The 16,212-nt window shown below is 72.4% G+C and carries 14 protein-coding genes; 9 read left to right on the forward strand and 5 right to left on the reverse strand.

Features of this window, described 5'->3' with window-relative positions; translation table 11 throughout:
* The gene (locus EDF33_RS11650) at positions 1-954 is read left to right on the forward strand and encodes a hypothetical protein (RefSeq protein ID WP_132100102.1); all 954 of its coding nucleotides are present in this window, start codon (positions 1-3) and stop codon (positions 952-954) included.
* An 81-nt stretch (positions 955-1,035) separates the two neighbouring features.
* On the opposite strand, the gene EDF33_RS11655 is transcribed toward EDF33_RS11650, so the two are convergent.
* Positions 1,036-2,820, reverse strand: coding sequence for a biotin carboxylase N-terminal domain-containing protein (locus EDF33_RS11655; RefSeq protein ID WP_111086611.1), 1,785 nt, complete (start codon positions 2,818-2,820; stop codon positions 1,036-1,038).
* A gap of 79 nt (positions 2,821-2,899) precedes the next feature.
* Positions 2,900-3,694, reverse strand: a complete 795-nt coding sequence (locus EDF33_RS11660; RefSeq protein ID WP_132100103.1) for a Maf family protein — start codon at positions 3,692-3,694, stop codon at positions 2,900-2,902.
* A gap of 14 nt (positions 3,695-3,708) precedes the next feature.
* Here EDF33_RS11660 and EDF33_RS11665 point away from each other — a divergent pair, with 14 nt between their 5' ends.
* From EDF33_RS11665 to EDF33_RS11680, 4 genes are all read left to right on the forward strand, one after another.
* Positions 3,709-4,968, forward strand: a complete 1,260-nt coding sequence (locus EDF33_RS11665) for a TRAM domain-containing protein (protein WP_132100104.1) — start codon at positions 3,709-3,711, stop codon at positions 4,966-4,968.
* A gap of 131 nt (positions 4,969-5,099) precedes the next feature.
* On the forward strand, positions 5,100-5,816 hold the full coding sequence (locus EDF33_RS11670; RefSeq protein WP_111086608.1) for a response regulator transcription factor: 717 nt from the start codon (positions 5,100-5,102) through the stop codon (positions 5,814-5,816).
* 242 nt (positions 5,817-6,058) lie between these two features.
* Positions 6,059-7,225: a sensor histidine kinase gene (locus EDF33_RS11675; RefSeq protein ID WP_132100105.1), complete on the forward strand. Its 1,167-nt coding sequence runs from the start codon at positions 6,059-6,061 to the stop codon at positions 7,223-7,225.
* Positions 7,222-8,271, forward strand: a complete 1,050-nt coding sequence (locus EDF33_RS11680; protein ID WP_123292196.1) for a hypothetical protein — start codon at positions 7,222-7,224, stop codon at positions 8,269-8,271. Before EDF33_RS11675 ends, EDF33_RS11680 begins: the two co-directional genes overlap by 4 nt.
* Before the next feature lie 659 nt (positions 8,272-8,930).
* On the opposite strand, the gene EDF33_RS11685 is transcribed toward EDF33_RS11680, so the two are convergent.
* Positions 8,931-9,185 carry an acyl-CoA carboxylase subunit epsilon gene (locus EDF33_RS11685; protein ID WP_123292197.1) on the reverse strand — a complete coding sequence of 85 codons (255 nt, stop codon included), beginning with the start codon at positions 9,183-9,185 and terminating at the stop codon, positions 8,931-8,933.
* Between the two features lie 13 nt (positions 9,186-9,198).
* Positions 9,199-10,794 (reverse strand): acyl-CoA carboxylase subunit beta, encoded by a 1,596-nt coding sequence (locus tag EDF33_RS11690; protein WP_123292198.1) that lies wholly within the window; start codon positions 10,792-10,794, stop codon positions 9,199-9,201.
* 74 nt (positions 10,795-10,868) lie between these two features.
* Between EDF33_RS11690 and EDF33_RS11695 the strand changes: the two genes are divergently transcribed.
* From EDF33_RS11695 to EDF33_RS11710, 4 genes are all read left to right on the forward strand, one after another.
* Positions 10,869-11,669 carry a biotin--[acetyl-CoA-carboxylase] ligase gene (locus EDF33_RS11695; RefSeq protein WP_123938696.1) on the forward strand — a complete coding sequence of 267 codons (801 nt, stop codon included), beginning with the start codon at positions 10,869-10,871 and terminating at the stop codon, positions 11,667-11,669.
* 4 nt (positions 11,670-11,673) lie between these two features.
* Positions 11,674-12,222, forward strand: coding sequence for a PH domain-containing protein (locus EDF33_RS11700; protein WP_123292200.1), 549 nt, complete (start codon positions 11,674-11,676; stop codon positions 12,220-12,222).
* Between the two features lie 66 nt (positions 12,223-12,288).
* Complete coding sequence (locus tag EDF33_RS11705; protein WP_132100106.1) at positions 12,289-13,596, forward strand: UDP-glucose/GDP-mannose dehydrogenase family protein; 1,308 nt, start codon at positions 12,289-12,291, stop codon at positions 13,594-13,596.
* A 41-nt stretch (positions 13,597-13,637) separates the two neighbouring features.
* Positions 13,638-15,023, forward strand: a complete 1,386-nt coding sequence (locus EDF33_RS11710) for a hypothetical protein (RefSeq protein WP_132100107.1) — start codon at positions 13,638-13,640, stop codon at positions 15,021-15,023.
* Here the strand turns inward: EDF33_RS11710 and EDF33_RS11715 are convergent.
* Positions 14,990-16,177 (reverse strand): glycosyltransferase, encoded by a 1,188-nt coding sequence (locus tag EDF33_RS11715; RefSeq protein WP_132100108.1) that lies wholly within the window; start codon positions 16,175-16,177, stop codon positions 14,990-14,992. The genes EDF33_RS11710 and EDF33_RS11715 overlap by 34 nt on opposite strands.
* Positions 16,178-16,212 lie beyond the last annotated feature (35 nt).

Here is a 16,212-nt window from a genome sequence, read left to right on the forward strand (position 1 = left end):
ATGGAACACGAACCCATCTCGACCGTCGGCCTCGCGCAGGACCCCGGTCGTGCGTCGGCGATCCGTCGCGCAGCGGATGCCGGCGCCCTCGTCCGGGTGCACCGTGGCACGTACATCGGGTCGGGCGAGTGGGCGTCGATGACGGAACGCGAACGACATCTCATGCTCGTGCGGAGTGTGCTCGCCGGCGGGACGGGCTCCGTCGTGGTGTCGCACCGGTCAGCGGTCGCCGTGCTCGGCCTGCCGTGGATCGGGGCGTTCGGCGAGCGTGTCACCGTGACCGACCCGTCCCGGGACCGGGGCCAGGTCAAGCGGAGCATCCAGCGCATCGGCAGCGCCGGCCGGCGACCGTCCTCCGTCGAGGTCGACGGTGTACCCGTCGCGACGTTGACCGAGACCGCGGTCGACGTCGCCCTTCGCGAACACCCGTGGCGTGCAATCGTCGTGCTCGACGCGGTCCTGCGGCGCGGCGTCGAGCGGGCGACGATCCTCGAAGCGCTCGGGAGTCGCCGTGCTCGCGGGCATCGACGCGCGCGGGAACTGGTCGAGCACGCGGATCCGCTCGCCGAGTCACCGGGGGAGAGCATCACACGGTGGGGTGCGCACGTGCTCGGCGCACCGGACCCGGTACTGCAGCAGGAGTTCCGGCACGACGGCCTGCTCAGTGACCGGGTGGACCTGTGGTTCGCGGAGGCCGGGGTGATCGTCGAGTTCGACGGCCGGGTGAAGTACGACGACCCGCGGCGAGGGCACACGGCGGCAGATGCCCTGGTCGACGAGAAGCGCCGGGAGGACCGTCTCCGCCGTCGTCGGGGGGTCAACGGATTCGCACGGGTGATGTGGTCGGACGCGATGCCCGCGGGGCAGCTCCCGCGGATCCTGCACGATGCCGGGGTGCCGCTCGGTCCGAACTGGGGTACTGCCTGGCGTCATGCTGCGAGCCGCGCCCTCTGACGGTCATCGCGCCCCGAAGAGTCGGGGTGCGATGACCGCAGCGGGGCGCAACCCGAGCGGAGCGAACCCCGCCGCGCGCGCCTACGCCAGCTCGAGCAGCACGTGACCGGACGAGACCGTCTGGCCGACCGGGGCGTTCAGGCCGGTGACGACGCCGTCCTTGTGGGCCTGCACGGGCTGCTCCATCTTCATGGCCTCGAGCACGACGAGCAGGTCGCCCTTCACCACGGTGTCGCCCTCGGCGACCGCGAGCTTGACGACGGTCGCCTGCATCGGCGACGCGACGGACCCGCCGGACTTCGCGATGCCGCCCTTGACCGCCGACGAGCGGCGCTTCGGGGGAGCGGAGGGACCGGCCGGACGACGACCGGCGACACCGGCGGCGGCACCGCCACCGACGATCGACGGCATGGTGACCTCGATGCGCTTGCCCTGCACCTCGACGACGACCGAGTCGCGCGAAGCCGGTGCCGGCAGTTCTTCAGGAGAACCGCTCCACGCCGGGATCTCGTTGACGAAGTCGGTCTCGATCCACTGCGTGTACACGGAGAACGGCGAGGAGTCGTCCGTTGCGAACGCCGGGTCCGACACGACCGCACGGTGGAAGGGGAGCACGGTCGGCAGGCCGGTGACCTCGAACTCGGCCAGTGCACGACGCGAGCGCTCCAACGCCTCGGCGCGGGTGGCGCCGGTGACGATGAGCTTCGCGAGCATGGAGTCGAACGAACCGGACACGACGTCGCCGCTCACGACGCCGGAGTCGACGCGGACGCCGGGGCCGGACGGCGCGTTGAACGCGTGCACGGGGCCGGGCGCGGGGAAGAAGTTGCGGCCCGGGTCCTCGCCGTTGATGCGGAACTCGAACGAGTGCCCGCGGGGCGTCGGGTCGGAGTAGTCGAGCACGCCGCCCTCGGCGATGCGGAACTGCTCGCGCACCAGGTCGATGCCGGTGACCTCTTCGGACACGCAGTGCTCGACCTGCAGGCGGGTGTTGACCTCGAGGAACGACACCGTGCCGTCGGCGCCGATCAGGAACTCGCACGTGCCGGCACCGACGTAGCCGACCTCGCGCAGGATCGCCTTCGACGACTCGTACAGTCGCTCCTGCTGCGCGTCCGTCAGGTACGGCGCGGGTGCTTCCTCGACGAGCTTCTGGTGCCGGCGCTGCAGCGAGCAGTCACGCGTCGACACGACGACGACGTTGCCGTGCTCGTCCGCCAGACACTGGGTCTCGACGTGGCGCGGCTTGTCGAGGTACTTCTCGACGAAGCACTCGCCCCGACCGAACGCCGCGATGGCTTCACGCGTCGCCGACTCGAACTGCGAGGCGACCTCGTCGCGCGTCCGTGCGACCTTCAGGCCACGGCCACCGCCGCCGAAGGCCGCCTTGATGGCGACCGGCAGGCCGACCTCGTCGGCGAACGCGATGACCTCGGAGGCGTCCTTGACGGGCTCGATGGTGCCGGGCGCGAGCGGCGCGCCGACCTTCTCGGCCACGTGGCGCGCGGAGACCTTGTCGCCGAGGCGCTCGATCGAGTCCGGCGACGGGCCGATCCAGGTCAGTCCGGCGTCGATGACGGCACGGGCGAAGTCGGCGTTCTCGGCAAGGAACCCGTAGCCCGGGTGCACGGCGTCTGCGCCGGACCGTCGGGCGACCGAGATGATCTTGTCGATGACGAGGTAGGTGTCGGCGCTCGTGGTGCCGTTCAGCGCGTAGGCCTCGTCGGCGAGGCGGGCGTGCAGGGCGTCACGGTCCTGGTCGGCGTAGACGGCGACCGATGCCTTGCCTGCGTCGCGGGCCGCGCGGATGATGCGGACGGCGATCTCGCCGCGGTTCGCGATGAGGACCTTGCTGATACGGGGCATGAGACATCAGCGTATTCGTGCAACGGGAGCACGAATTGACTGGCACCCACAAAGAACCGTGCCGAACAAGTGCGGATGTCTACAGTGACCAGAAGTCGTGCCAGCGGACGCCGAAGCCGCGGAGCAGCATCGACCGCAGCACCGGCAGGGACAGCCCGACCACCGCCGACGGTGCCCCGTCGATGCGCGAGATGTACGCCGCCGCCCGCCCGTCGATGGTGAACGCCCCCGCGACCTCGAGCGGCTCGCCCGTCGCCACGTACGCGTCGATCTCCTCGGCGGACAGGTCGTCGGCGAACGTCAGCACGGCGCTGTCCACGGCGACCACGCGGTCGCCACCGGCGGCCAGGGCCGACCCGCCGGGCGCGACGTCCCCCAGCTCCGGCACGCCGGCAGGAGACGTCACCAGGCTGCGGACGGGAGGCGCGGGGCGGGCCGCATCCGGGCCTCCCGTCCGCCCCGTGGCCGGGTCCAGGTCGCGGCGCCGGTCGTCGCGTCGTCGATCGATCACGCAGTGTCCACTCCACAGCGTCCCGCCGCCGGCGGCGAGCATCTGCCGCCAGCGCTCCCGGGCCACCGACGGGTCGTGCGGCTTGCCGTACAGGCGCCCGTCGACCTCGAAGGCGGAGTCGCCGCCGAACACGAAGCCGTCGACCGGCGACCCGGCGACGTCGGCGTCCGCGACGGCCGACGCCTTGGCGACGGCCAGCAGCGACACGAGCTCCGGGCCGGTCAGGTCACGGCCGAGTGCGGCGGCGGCCGCGGACGCCGTGGCGTCCTCGTCGACCCCGGGCGACACGAGCACGGGCTCGATCCCGGACTGGGCGAGGAGTGCTCGGCGGGCGGGGGATGTACTCGCGAGGTACAGACGCATGGGACCATCGAACCATGGGTGAATCCGTCGGAACGCTGCTCGAACTCGACGTCACCGGGATCGCCCACGGCGGCATCTCGGTGGCACGGCACGAAGGCCGGGTGGTCTTCGTCACGGACGCGATCCCCGGGGAGCGCGTCGTCGCCCGGGTGACCGAGGACCGGAAGAAGTCGTTCTGGCGCGCCGACACCGTCAGCGTCGTCACCCCGAGCGAGCACCGCGTCGACCACGTCTGGGCCGAGGCCGCGCTCGACCGCGACCCCGAGACGCGCCCGGGCGGTGCCGAGTTCGGCCACATCGCCCTCGCACACCAGCGCACGCTGAAGCACGACGTGCTCGTCGACTCGTTCTCGCGGTTCGCGCACACGGACCTGGCATCGGTGCTCGGCTCGGACGTCGTCGTCGAGGCCGCACCCGGTGACGACGCCGCGAACGGCCTCGGCTGGCGCACCCGGGTCCGGCTGCACGTCGACGAGCACGGCACCGCCGGCCCGTTCGCCGCGCGCTCGCACTCCGTCATCCCCGTCACCAGCCTGCCGCTCGCGAACGACGCCGTGCAGGAGAGCGCGCCGCTCGGCCGTGGCGTGATGCCCGGCTCGACGGTCATCGACGTGCTGGCACCGAGCGGCTCCGAGGGGGCGCGCCTCGTCATCGACGAGCAGAAGCCCACCGTGGTGACCGAGGTCGTGGGGGAGCGCACCTTCGCGGTGGACGACAACGGCTTCTGGCAGGTGCACCGTGCCGCGGCGTCGGTGCTCACCGAGGCCGTGCAGGACCTGGTCGACCGCGACCGACTCGACCCCGAGGGCACCCATCTGGACCTGTACGGCGGCGTCGGCCTGCTCGCCGCCGCACTCGGCGACCTCGTCGGCCCGAAGGCGCGCCTCACGAGCGTCGAGAGCGCCGCACGCGCGACCGAGCACGCGCAGGAGAACCTCGCCGAGTGGCTCGGCGCGCGCGCCGAGACCGGCCGGGTCGACCGCTGGCTCGCGAACACGGTGGCGAACGCCTCGCGCGCCGAGAAGGACCGGTTCCGCGCCGGCACGATCGTCCTCGACCCGCCGCGCGCCGGTGCCGGTCGTCAGGTCGTCGAGCAGATCGCGGCCCTGCACCCGTCGCAGGTCGTCTACGTCGCCTGTGACCCGGTCGCGCTCGCCCGCGACGTCGCGACGTTCGCCGACCTGGGGTACAAGCTCGAGGCGCTGCGGGCGTTCGACCTGTTCCCGCACACCCACCACATGGAGGCCGTGGCGCGCCTGACGCCCGCGCGCTGACGGGCAACCGGGCGGTTTCGTCCGCGTGGCGCGTCCGGTTTCCCCGGACCTGAGTCCAGCCTGGGTATCCTGGGCGCTGATGGCGATCCGGTTTCAGGGGCCGGGGACGCACATCGGAACGAGAGGCCACAGTGGGAGCAGGAACGACAACCGCAGCCGAGACGTCGGGCACGGCCACCAGGCCGGTCCGGGTCGCGATCGTGGACGACCACGAGTCCGTGCGACTCGGGATCCAGGCGGCGTGCCAGAACGAGGGCTTCGAGGTGGTGCTCACCGCCGCGAGCGTGCCCGAGTACGTCCAGAACCTCGACGGGCGCGAGGTCGACGTCGTCGTCCTCGACCTGTCCCTCGGTGACGGCTCGACCGTCACCGAGAACGTCAAGGGTGTGCAGGGGACCGGCTCCGCCGTGCTCGTGCACTCCATCGCGGACCGCGTCGCCAACGTCCGTGAGGCACTCGCAGCAGGGGCTGCCGGTGTCATCCCGAAGTCGTCCGCCACGAAGACGGTGATGGCAGCGGTCGCCACCGTTGCGCGTGGTGACGTGCTGAACAACCTCGAGTGGGCGAGCGCCATCGACGCCGACCGCGACTTCGCGAAGGCCCAGCTCGGCCGGCGCGAGCGCGAGATCCTGCACCTGTACGCCTCGGGCCTGCCGCTCAAGCTGGCGGCGCAGCAGCTCGGCATCGGGTACTCGACGGCTCGTGAGTACCTCGACCGCATCCGCGTGAAGTACGTCGAGGTCGGTCGCCCGGCCCCGACGAAGGTCGACCTCCTGCGGCGGGCGGTCGAGGACGGCATCCTCCCCGGGCTCGACTCGGGCATCGACCCCGACGGTGACGGTCGCTGAACACGATGGCGAGCGCGGCTGAGCCGGCGTCGCGCCGGGGGAGCGGCCCGGGGACCGGTCGGGGGACCGGTCGGTGGTTCGGCCGCGGGTCGGGCGGCGCTGGTGCGGCGTCTGGCCATGCCGGCCGCGTCCCAGCAGGCTCGGGTCGTGCTCCCGGTGGCGACCCGGTCGGCTTCGGGGACGGCGCGCCGTTCGGTGCCGACCCGTCGCGCAGCGTCCGCGCGTCGATCACGCAGGCGTCGGTGGAGCGTGCCTTCGCGATCCTGCTGGCGATGACCGCGGTCGGCCTCGGCATCGTCGACACCCCGGCGGTCCTCGCCCAGTTGCCGTACCTCGACCCGTTCTGGGGCCCGGTCGTCGCGATCGCGCTCGGGGCGTCGTTCGTCCTGGTCGGGGTCTCGGCGTTCGTGCCGCGGGTGGCGCAGTTCGCGCAGATCCTCTGCGCCCTGCTCTTCCTGGTCGCGTTGACCACGTGGCCGCTCACGGTGCAGGACTCGATCCCGTCCACGCAGCAGCCGTGGCCGTGGTGGTTCTGCACCGTCGGCTCGACCGCGGCGGCCATGGGCTTCGCCACCTGGCGGGCCACGATCTACACCGCACTGGTGCCGGCGATCTACGTCGTCCTCCGGCTCACCCCGGTCGGCGGCGACGCCGGGCTCGTCCGTGCGCTGCTCGACGGCGTCTACACGGCGCTGCTCAGCGGTGCGGTGCTCGTCATCGCCGTGGTCCTGCGCCGTGCCGCTTCGTCGGTCGACACGGCGCAGTCGACCGCGGTCCGCCGGTACTCGCTCGCCATCCGCGAGCACGCGGTCGAGGTGGAGCGCGTGCAGGTCGACGCGATCGTGCACGACAGTGTGCTGACGACGCTGCTCTCTGCCGCACGGGCCGACACGCTCGAGGCGAAGACCCTCGCCGCCCGCATGGCACGGAACGCCATCGACCACCTCGAGGCCGCAGCGGCCGACGGCCCGGACGACGACACCCCGGTCACGCTCGCCGACCTCCGCACCCGCATCGGCGAGGCGATCGGTGCCCTCGCGGCGCCCGTCCGGCTCGTCCCTGCCCCGTCCGGGTCGGTCCGGCTGCCGGCGTCGGTCGCCGATGCCCTCGCGTCAGCAGCACTGCAGGCGGCCGTCAACAGCGTCCAGCACGCCGGTGGGCCCGACGTCGCCCGGTGGGTCCGCGTCGAGCAGCACGACGACGGCGTGCACATCGAGGTCGGTGACGACGGTCGCGGGTTCGACGTCGCGACGATCCCGTCCGAACGACTCGGGGTGCGGCGGTCGATCATCGAGCGCGTCGCCTCCGTCGACGGCCGTGCCGAGGTGCACACCGCCCCGGGCGAGGGCACGCGCATCGAACTGACCTGGTCGCACGTGACGCCCACGACGACGGGAGCCGCAGCGTGAAGGTCTCCCTGCCCGCGAGCATCGCGCTCGGCCTGGCATCGCTGTTCTCCGTCTACCACCTGGTCCTCGCCGTCGCGTCGCTGCAGCGCGTGCACGACGTCGGCCCCGTGATCGCCTGCATGGTCCTCTACGCCGCGGCCACCGGCACCGCGTTGTTCGTGCCCGGCAAGGTCCTGCCGGTCTGGACGGCGTGCTTCTCGCTCGCAACCGCGATCATGATGCCGCTCGTCGCGGCGCCGGTCGTCGACCTGGCGAAGGGCCCGGGGTCCGCCACGTGGTGGATCGCCGCCGTCGGCACCCTGATGGTCGTTCTCGTCGTGCGGGGACGCGGCCCGTTCGCCTGGGCAGGGGTCCTGTTCCTCGCCGTGTACACGGTCGCCTGGGCCGGTCTCGATGCGCTCGGCACACTCGGGGTGCTCGGGAGCGTGGCCTGGGTCGCGATCGCCACGGTGTTCGCCATCGCTATGAACCGCGCCATCCGGAACACCCGCGAGCTCATGCGCGCCGAACAGGAGACCGCCGACTGGCAGGCGGCGCAGGACGCCCACGTCTTCGAGCGGCAGTTCCGCCTGAGCCAGACCACGCGGATGGCCCTGCCGATGCTGCAGCGGATCATCGACTCGTGCGGTGACCTCGACGACGCGGACCGGGCCGAGTGCCTGCACCTCGAGCAGGCCATCCGCGACGAGATCCGCGGTCGCTCCCTGCTGTCCGAGGACGTCCGCGACGAGGTCATGCGCCTGCGCCGCCGGGGTGCGACGGTGCAGCTGCACGACGACGGCGGTCTCGACGAGCTCGAGGTCGACGACGTCCGCCGCATCCACGCCCGCATCGCCGAGGCGCTCCGCCAGGCCCGCGAGGCCGACAACGTCATCGTCCGCACCGTCAGCGAGGGGTCCGACTCCGCGGTGACGGTCGTCGGGCTCAAGCTCGACACGGCCGCGAGCGAGTCCGCCGCCCTCGGCGCGGGCATGGAGGACGACGACGGCGACGAGGACGACTCCGTGGCCCTCTGGCTCGAGATCCCGCGGCACGAGCCCGCCTGAGGCGCGCTGCGCCCGGTGCGTGCACATCTTGCGACGGACCACGAGGTGATCGACGCGTGGAATGTCGGAACATGCGCACGCATGCGGTGCGTACGCATGTTCCGACGGACCACGAGGTGATCGACGCGTGGAGTGTCGCGAAAGTGGCGCGCGCGGCGGTGGACGCGGGGCGTGGCGGCCGGGAGGCACGGGGCGGCGCCGCCACGGGCCTCCCGGCCGCACCGTGGTCGCGCCGGGCTGGCGCCGACGGCTGACGCGACCATTCCGACAACACACGAGTCGTTCGACGCGTGGAGCGTCGCGAAAGGGTTGCGCGCGCACGCCCCCGGAAACGGGGAACGGGCCGGTCGTATCCGACCGGCCCGTTCACGACCCGAGGCTGAGCGACAACCCGAATGTCGCCCTGCCTCGCAGCGGGCGGTGGCGTCGTACCCTAGTCGGCCACCGACCTGCGATGTTCTTCGTTGAAGGACACCGAACACCAGTAACTATGCCAACCCACAACCCCTGTGTCAGTCGTCATTATGGGGGACAAATTCGGCATTTCCGGTCCTCTTCGGCGTTTCGTGTCCCCCGTGCGAGGGGATACCGACCGGGAAGTGCAGCCTGCAACGTCCGCCGGGTCGGGGACACCAGGGGTACAGGGAAGCCAAGGTCCGTCAGCGGAGCGAGCGGCCCCAGGCGCCGGGGCCGTGGTCGAGCGGGCGACGCAGGCCGCGGGCCGAGGCCTGCCACCCGGTGCGCGGCTCGTCGACGACCTCGGCGCGACCGGCTGCCGCAGCCTCGTCGGCCTGACGCTGCAGCACGGCGACGACCGCTGCGAGCTCCTCGGGGGTGGGCTCACCGGAGACCACCCGGACGTCGGCCACCGAGGCGGGCTCGTCCGAGGGGACCGGAGCTGCGTGACGACCCATCAGTGCGCACCCATCAGAGGGGGATGTTCCCGTGCTTCTTGGGCGGCAGCGTCGCACGCTTGCCGCGCAGGGCACGCAGGGCCTTGATGACCGAGACGCGGGTGGCGTGCGGCTGGATGATGCCGTCGAGCTCACCGCGCTCGGCCGCCAGGTACGGCGACGCGACGTTGTAGGTGTACTCGTTCGCGAGCTTCGTACGGACCGCAGCGACGTCCTCGCCGGACTCCTCGGCGCGCTTGATCTCGGCGCGGTACAGGATGTTGACGGCGCCCTGACCACCCATGACGGCGATCTCGGCGGTCGGCCAGGCCAGGTTGATGTCCGCGCCGAGCTGCTTCGACCCCATCACGATGTACGCGCCGCCGTAGGCCTTGCGCGTGATGACGGTGACGAGCGGGACGGTGGCCTCGGCGTAGGCGTACAGGAGCTTCGCGCCGCGGCGGATGACGCCGGTCCACTCCTGGTCGGTGCCGGGCAGGTAGCCGGGCACGTCGACCAGGGTCAGGATCGGGATGCCGAACGCGTCGCAGAACCGCACGAAGCGGGCTGCCTTCTCACCGGCGTCGATGTTCAGCGTGCCGGCCATGGCCTGCGGCTGGTTCGCGATGATGCCGACGGTGCGGCCCTCGACCCGGCCGAAGCCGATCAGGATGTTCGGCGCGAAGAGCGGCTGGACCTCGAGGAACTCGCCGTCGTCGACGACGTGCTCGATGATCGTCGTGACGTCGTACGGCTGGTTCGTCGAGTCCGGGATCACGAGGTCGAGCTCGTGGTCGGCGTCGGTGGTCTCGAGCTCCGGGGCGACGTCGTAGGCGGGGGCGTCGGACAGGTTGTTGTCCGGCAGGAACCCGATGAGCGAGCGGGCGTAGTCGAGCGCGTCGGTCTCGTCCTCGGCCAGGTAGTGGGCCACGCCGGAGACCGCGTTGTGGGTCTGCGCGCCGCCGAGCTCCTCGAAGCCGACGTCCTCGCCGGTGACGGTCTTGATGACGTCGGGGCCGGTGACGAACATGTGGCTGGTCTTGTCGACCATGATCACGAAGTCGGTGAGGGCGGGGGAGTACACCGCGCCGCCGGCCGCCGGGCCCATGATGATCGACAGCTGCGGGATGACGCCGGACGCCTGGGTGTTGAGGCGGAAGATCTCGCCGTACTTGCCGAGCGCGACCACGCCCTCCTGGATCCGGGCCCCGCCGGAGTCGAGGATGCCGATGATCGGCACGCCCGTCTTCAGCGCGTGCTGCATCACCTTGATGATCTTCTCGCCGGCGACCTCGCCGAGCGAGCCGCCGAAGACGGTGAAGTCCTGCGCGTACACGGCGACGTTGCGGCCGTGGATCGTGCCGACGCCGGTGACGACCGCGTCGCCGTAGGGGCGCTTGGCGTCCATGCCGAACGAGGTGGTGCGGTGGCGGACGAACTCGTCGAACTCCACGAAGGAGTTCTCGTCGAGCAGCTGCTCGATGCGTTCGCGCGCGGTGCCCTTGCCCTTGGCGTGCTGCTTGGCGATCGCGGACTCGCCCGCAGCGGTCACGGCCTCGTGGTACCGCTCGCGGAGGTCGGCCAGCCGGCCTGCCGTCGTCGAGAGATCGGGGGTGTCTCCTGAAGTCACCCGCTCACCCTACCGGCGGCGACGTCGGGGCCGGTTGGAGGACCCCCACGGTTCCTGCCCGTACATTTGCGTGCATGTCCACATCCCCGTCGTCGTCGTTCCCCGCCACCAGCGAAGCGGTCCGGTCGACGGGCGCGACCCTCACCGTCCCCGACGAGACCGGCTCCACCAACGCCGACCTGCTCGCCGTGGCACCCGAGCAGCAGCACGGCAGTGTGGTCGCGACGCTCCACCAGACCGCGGGCCGGGGGCGCCTCGACCGCACGTGGAGCGCACCGGCGGGCGAGGCGCTGGCCGCGAGCCTGCTCGTGCGCGCCTCCCTCGCCGACCACGACCGTGGCTGGCTGCCCCTCGTCGCGGGTGCCGCCATGCGTGACGCGATCGCACGGGTGCTGCCCGCCGGCGCCGACGTCGCCGTCAAGTGGCCGAACGACGTCCAGGTCGCGGGCGACAAGGTGTGCGGCATCCTCTGCCAGGTCGCCTCCGACCGCAGCATCGTGGTCGGCGCCGGCGTGAACCTCACGATCCCTGCCGACCGCCTGCCGACCCCGACGTCGACGTCCCTGCTCGTGGCGGGCGCGGTCGACGACGCCTCCGCGTTGGCCGACGCGGTCCTGTCCGCCTTCCGGGCAGCCGTCCTGGAGGCCGTGGCCGGCCTGGTCGCCGGTGGTCCCGCCGCCGAGTCGGTCCGGTCCCACGTCCGCGCCGCGTGCGGCACGATCGGTCGCCGCATCCGCCTCGAGCTGCCCGACGGCACCGTGGAAGAGGCCGACGCCACCGGCATCGACGACGAGGGCCGCATCACGATCCGGGATCGAGCGGGTGACTCCAGGGGCGTCGCCGTGGGGGACGTCACCCACCTGCGGTATGCATGACGGCATGACCGCCGAGCCGCCGCCCGAACGCGTCGTCGCTCGCCTGCGACCGCACGCTCGTCGGCTCGTGCGCCCGGCGGTGTTCGTCGTGCTGGTCGTGGTCGCCGGCGGGTTCGGGTTCGGGGTGTTCCAGGCGCAGCTGGCGTGGCTGAACGCCGTCGTCGCCGGACTCGTCGTGGTGCTCGTGGTGTTCGGCGGCGCCGTGCCGCTCTTCCGCTGGATGTCCGAGCGGTACGTCGTCACGACCCGGCGGCTCGTCGTCGTGCACGGGCTCGGCACCCGTACCCGGCAGGAACTCCTGCACTCCCGCGGGTACGACGTGACGGTGCGCCGGCGCGGGCTCCAGGGCGTGTTCCGCTCCGGCGACGTCCTGGTGTTCCCGGGCGACGACCCCGCCGTCGTGCTCGCTGATGTCCCGCACGCCGACCTCGTGGTGGCCGTCCTGCACGACCTGGTCGAGGCGTACGAGGCCCGGCGGCGGCACCGCGAGCCGGACTGGGACGAGATCGTCGGCGGCCCGGACCGACCGCCGTGGGGCGACGTCCGCGCCTGACGCCGCCGCGACACCCTGGCTGCCGGGGTGCTGGAACTCCCACGAGAAACCGGTACCTTCTTCGTCGTGCGTATCTCTGTCATCGGCTGCGGGTACCTCGGTGCCGTGCACGCCGCCTCCATGGCCAAGCTCGGACACGAGGTCGTCGCCGTCGACGTCGACCCGGCGAAGATCGAGCGGCTCGCTGCCGGCGAAGCCCCCTTCTTCGAACCCGGGCTCCCGGAGATCCTGACCGAGGCGCTCGCCTCCGGCCGGATCCGCTTCACCACCGACATGGCCGAGGTCGCCGGTGCCCGCGTGCACTTCCTCGCCGTCGGAACCCCGCAGAGCCCGACCGGTGCCGCGGACATGACCTACGTGAACGCCGCGGTCGCCGCGCTCACCCCGCACCTGTCCGCCGGCGAGTTCGTCGTCGGCAAGTCGACCGTCCCCGTCGGCACCGCCGCACGCCTCGCCGCCGAGGTGTCCGAGGCCGTACCCGGGGCGACGCTCGTCTGGAACCCCGAGTTCCTGCGAGAGGGCTTCGCCGTGCAGGACACCATCAGCCCGGACCGCTTCGTCTACGGTGTGCCGGACGGTGCGGCCGGGCAGGCCGCCGTCGACGCCCTCGACGAGGTCTACGCCGAGGCGCTCGCGTCCGGCACCCCCCGGCTCGTCGTCAACCTGCCCACCGCCGAGCTCGTCAAGATCAGCGCGAACGCGTTCCTCGCCACGAAGATCTCGTTCATCAACTCGATGGCCGAGATCGCCGAGGTCGCCGGCGCCGACGTCACCGCGCTCGCCGACGCCATCGGCCACGACGCCCGCATCGGCCGCAAGTTCCTCAACGCCGGCCTCGGCTTCGGCGGCGGCTGCCTGCCCAAGGACATCCGGGCGTTCCAGGCCCGGGCGAACGAGCTCGGCGTCGGGGAGTCCCTGGCGTTCCTGGCCGACGTCGACGCCACGAACCTGCGTCGTCGTGCGCACGTCGTCGAGCTGGCGCAGGAGATGCTCGGCGGGGTCGTCAGCGGCAAGCGCGTCGCGGTCCTCGGTCTGGCCTTCAAGCCGAACTCGGACGACGTCCGTGACTCGCCCGCCCTCGACATCGCTGCGCGCCTGCACGAGCTCGGTGCCACGGTGTCCGCCTACGACCCCGAGGCCGTCGTCACCGCGCGTCGCGTGCACCCGGAGCTCGACTTCGTCGAGACGGCGGCGGACGCGCTGTCCGGCGCCGACCTGGTCCTGGTGCTGACCGAGTGGACCGAGTTCCGCGAGCTCGACGCGACCACGGTGGCGTCCCTGGTGTCGAGCCCGGTCGTCATCGACGGCCGCAACTGCCTCGACCGCGACGCCTGGACCGCCGCCGGGTTCACGTACCGCGGCATGGGGCGCTGACGCCGATCGTCGCGGACCGGCTCCGGCTGCTGTCCTCCGCCGTGCTGCGTCCCGCCGGGAGACTCCGCGGGCGCGACTGGGCGACCCCGGTCGTGCTCGCCGCCACCCTGCTCGTCCTGACGGCCTCGGTGGCGCGGACGTTCTCGTCGATGCCGCTCGCGAGCGTCGACGAGTCGGCCCACGTCGACTACGTCCTGCGCGTCTGGCACGGCCAGCTGCCGGTCCTGTCCGACGGCATCCGGTTCCGTCCGGGCTTCGGCGGGACACCGCCCGTCCAGTGGGTCGCACAGCACCCCCCGCTCTACTACCTGCTGCTCGCCCCGGTGATGGGCCCGCTCGTCGACGCCGGGCACCCGGTGCAGGCCGTGGTGCTCGGCCGTCTGGCGAACGCCGTGTTCGTCGCCGCGATCGTGCCGGTCGCGGCGTGGGCTGCGGCCCGGTGCTTCCCCGGGGTCGTGCGGCTCCCCGGCACCATGGCCGTCGTGACCGCGTCGACGAGCGTCCTCGTGGTGCAGGGCGGTGTCGTGTACAACGACTCGCTCGCAGCGCTGACCTGTGCGCTGGCGTGCGGCGTCGCCGGAGCAGCGCTGCGGTCCGGCGTGGGACCGGGGCTCGCCGTCGGGGGAGCGCTCGTGGCGGCGGCCGGCACGACCACCCGCCTGTCGTTCGCCCTGTGGCTCGTGGCGATCGTCGTCGCGTTCGCACTGGCCCGCACGGTCCGGTTCGGCCGGCTCCGCAGTGTCTGGGCCCGCGTCGTCGTCGCGGCGGTCCCGGTGCTCGCCGCCGCGGCCGCCTCCGGGTGGTTCTGGCTGCGGAACCAGGCCTTGACGGGCTCGTTCAGCGGCCGGCCGACCGCCTGGCCCGGGTACACCCCGCGGCCGCACTACTCCGAGGCCGAGGTCGTCTCGATGCTCGGCTTCTGGCGGCAGCTCTTCGCCCTGTACCGCGGCTCGTTGCCGATCGCGAGCCCGCTGCCATGGGTGCTGCTGCTCATCCCGGTGCTGTTGTTCGCCGCGGCCCTCGTGCTGCGGCGACTGCGCCCCTGGGCGCCCGCCGACGACGACCGGTGGCCGCGCCGCCTCGTCGTCGCGATGCTCGTCGTGGTCACGCTGCTGTTCGTCGTCGTCGAGATCCGTTACACCGCGGGGGGTGGCGCACCGCTCAACCGGTACACGCTCACGGTGCTGCTGCCGATCGCGTTCGCGATGGCGGCGGGCTTCCTCGCCTGGCGTCGTGCGGCGACGTGGCTCGTGCTGGTGTGGGGTGCCGCGGCCGTCGTGCCGACGTGGTCGCTCGTCCGGTTCGAGGGCTCCGAGCTCGTCGGGCACTCCGGTGCCGTCGTCGTGGTCGCGTTCGCAGCGGCGGTCGTGTGCGCCGCCGGGATGCTGGTGGCCTACGCGATGGCCGCGCGCAGCACCGCCCGGTAGCGCTCGCCGATCCGTTCGGTGGAGAACTCCGCCGCCGACACCACGGCCTGCTCCTGGTAGCGCGCCCGTGCGGCGTCGTCGGTGAGCACGCGCTGCAGTGCTGTCCGCAGCGCGGGGACGTCACCGGGGGGCACGAGGACCCCGGACACGTCGTCCTGCACGACGTCGCGGATGCCGGGCAGGTCGCTCGCGACGATCGCGGCACCGACGGCAGCGGCCTCGAGCAGGGTGACGGGCAGTCCCTCTTGGTCGCCGTTCGCCGCGGGGATCGACGGCACCGCCACGACGGTGGCCGCAGCCAGGGTCTCGAGCACCTCGGTGCGCCCGCGCTGGCCCAGGAACGTCACGGGCAGTCCGGCGGCCTGCTGCTCGAGCTGTGCCCGGTACGGACCATCACCGACGACGGTGAGTCGCCACGGCACGTCGTCGCCGAGGCTCCGCAGCGCCTCGATCAGGTTGCCGAAGCCCTTCTTCTCGACGAGCCGGCCGACCGCCACGACGTGGTGCTCCTGCGCGGGGACGCGGGCGCGGGTGTCACGGGCCGGGCCGAGGTCGACGCCCATCGGGATCACGGTCGACCGGGCCTCGGGCACGCCCCACTCGGTCAGCCGCTCGCGCATCTCGGAGTTCACGGTGGTGACGTGCGCCGAGCGGCCGAACACCCAGCGCTTCAGGCGGACCAGGGGAGCGGCACGGAGGGCGTAGATGTCCCCGCCGTGCGTCGTGACGACGATGGGGACGCCTGGGGCCGCCAGCGTCGCGACGAGTGCCTGCGGGATCGCCCAGTGCGCGTGGATGACGTCGGGTTTCGCGGAGCGGACCACGCGGCGGATCGCGAACCACTGCGCGAGCACCAGGGCCGGCACCTGCACGATGCGCGACCGGCGTTCCTTGAGGTTGTCGAGGATCGCGCCGTCGGCCAGGTCCTCGAACGCCTTCGGGAAGTACGGGAACCGCCGGACGCCGACGTCGCCGATGCGTTCGGTGGTGGCACCGCCCGGGACCCGCGGCGTGAGCACCATCGTGTCGAACTCGAGCGCCTCTTGGTGCGCGAGGTCGAGCACGAACGCCGGCACGCCGTCGTCCGGACGGGCCGGGAACGTCGAGCCGAGGACGAGCAGGCGGGGACGGGCGGAGGGGGTGGGGCGGGACATCGTGCCTTTCCGGGGGTCGCGGGGGACGGTCCGGT

The organism is Curtobacterium sp. PhB146, from assembly GCF_004342995.1.
Classification (GTDB): domain Bacteria; phylum Actinomycetota; class Actinomycetes; order Actinomycetales; family Microbacteriaceae; genus Curtobacterium.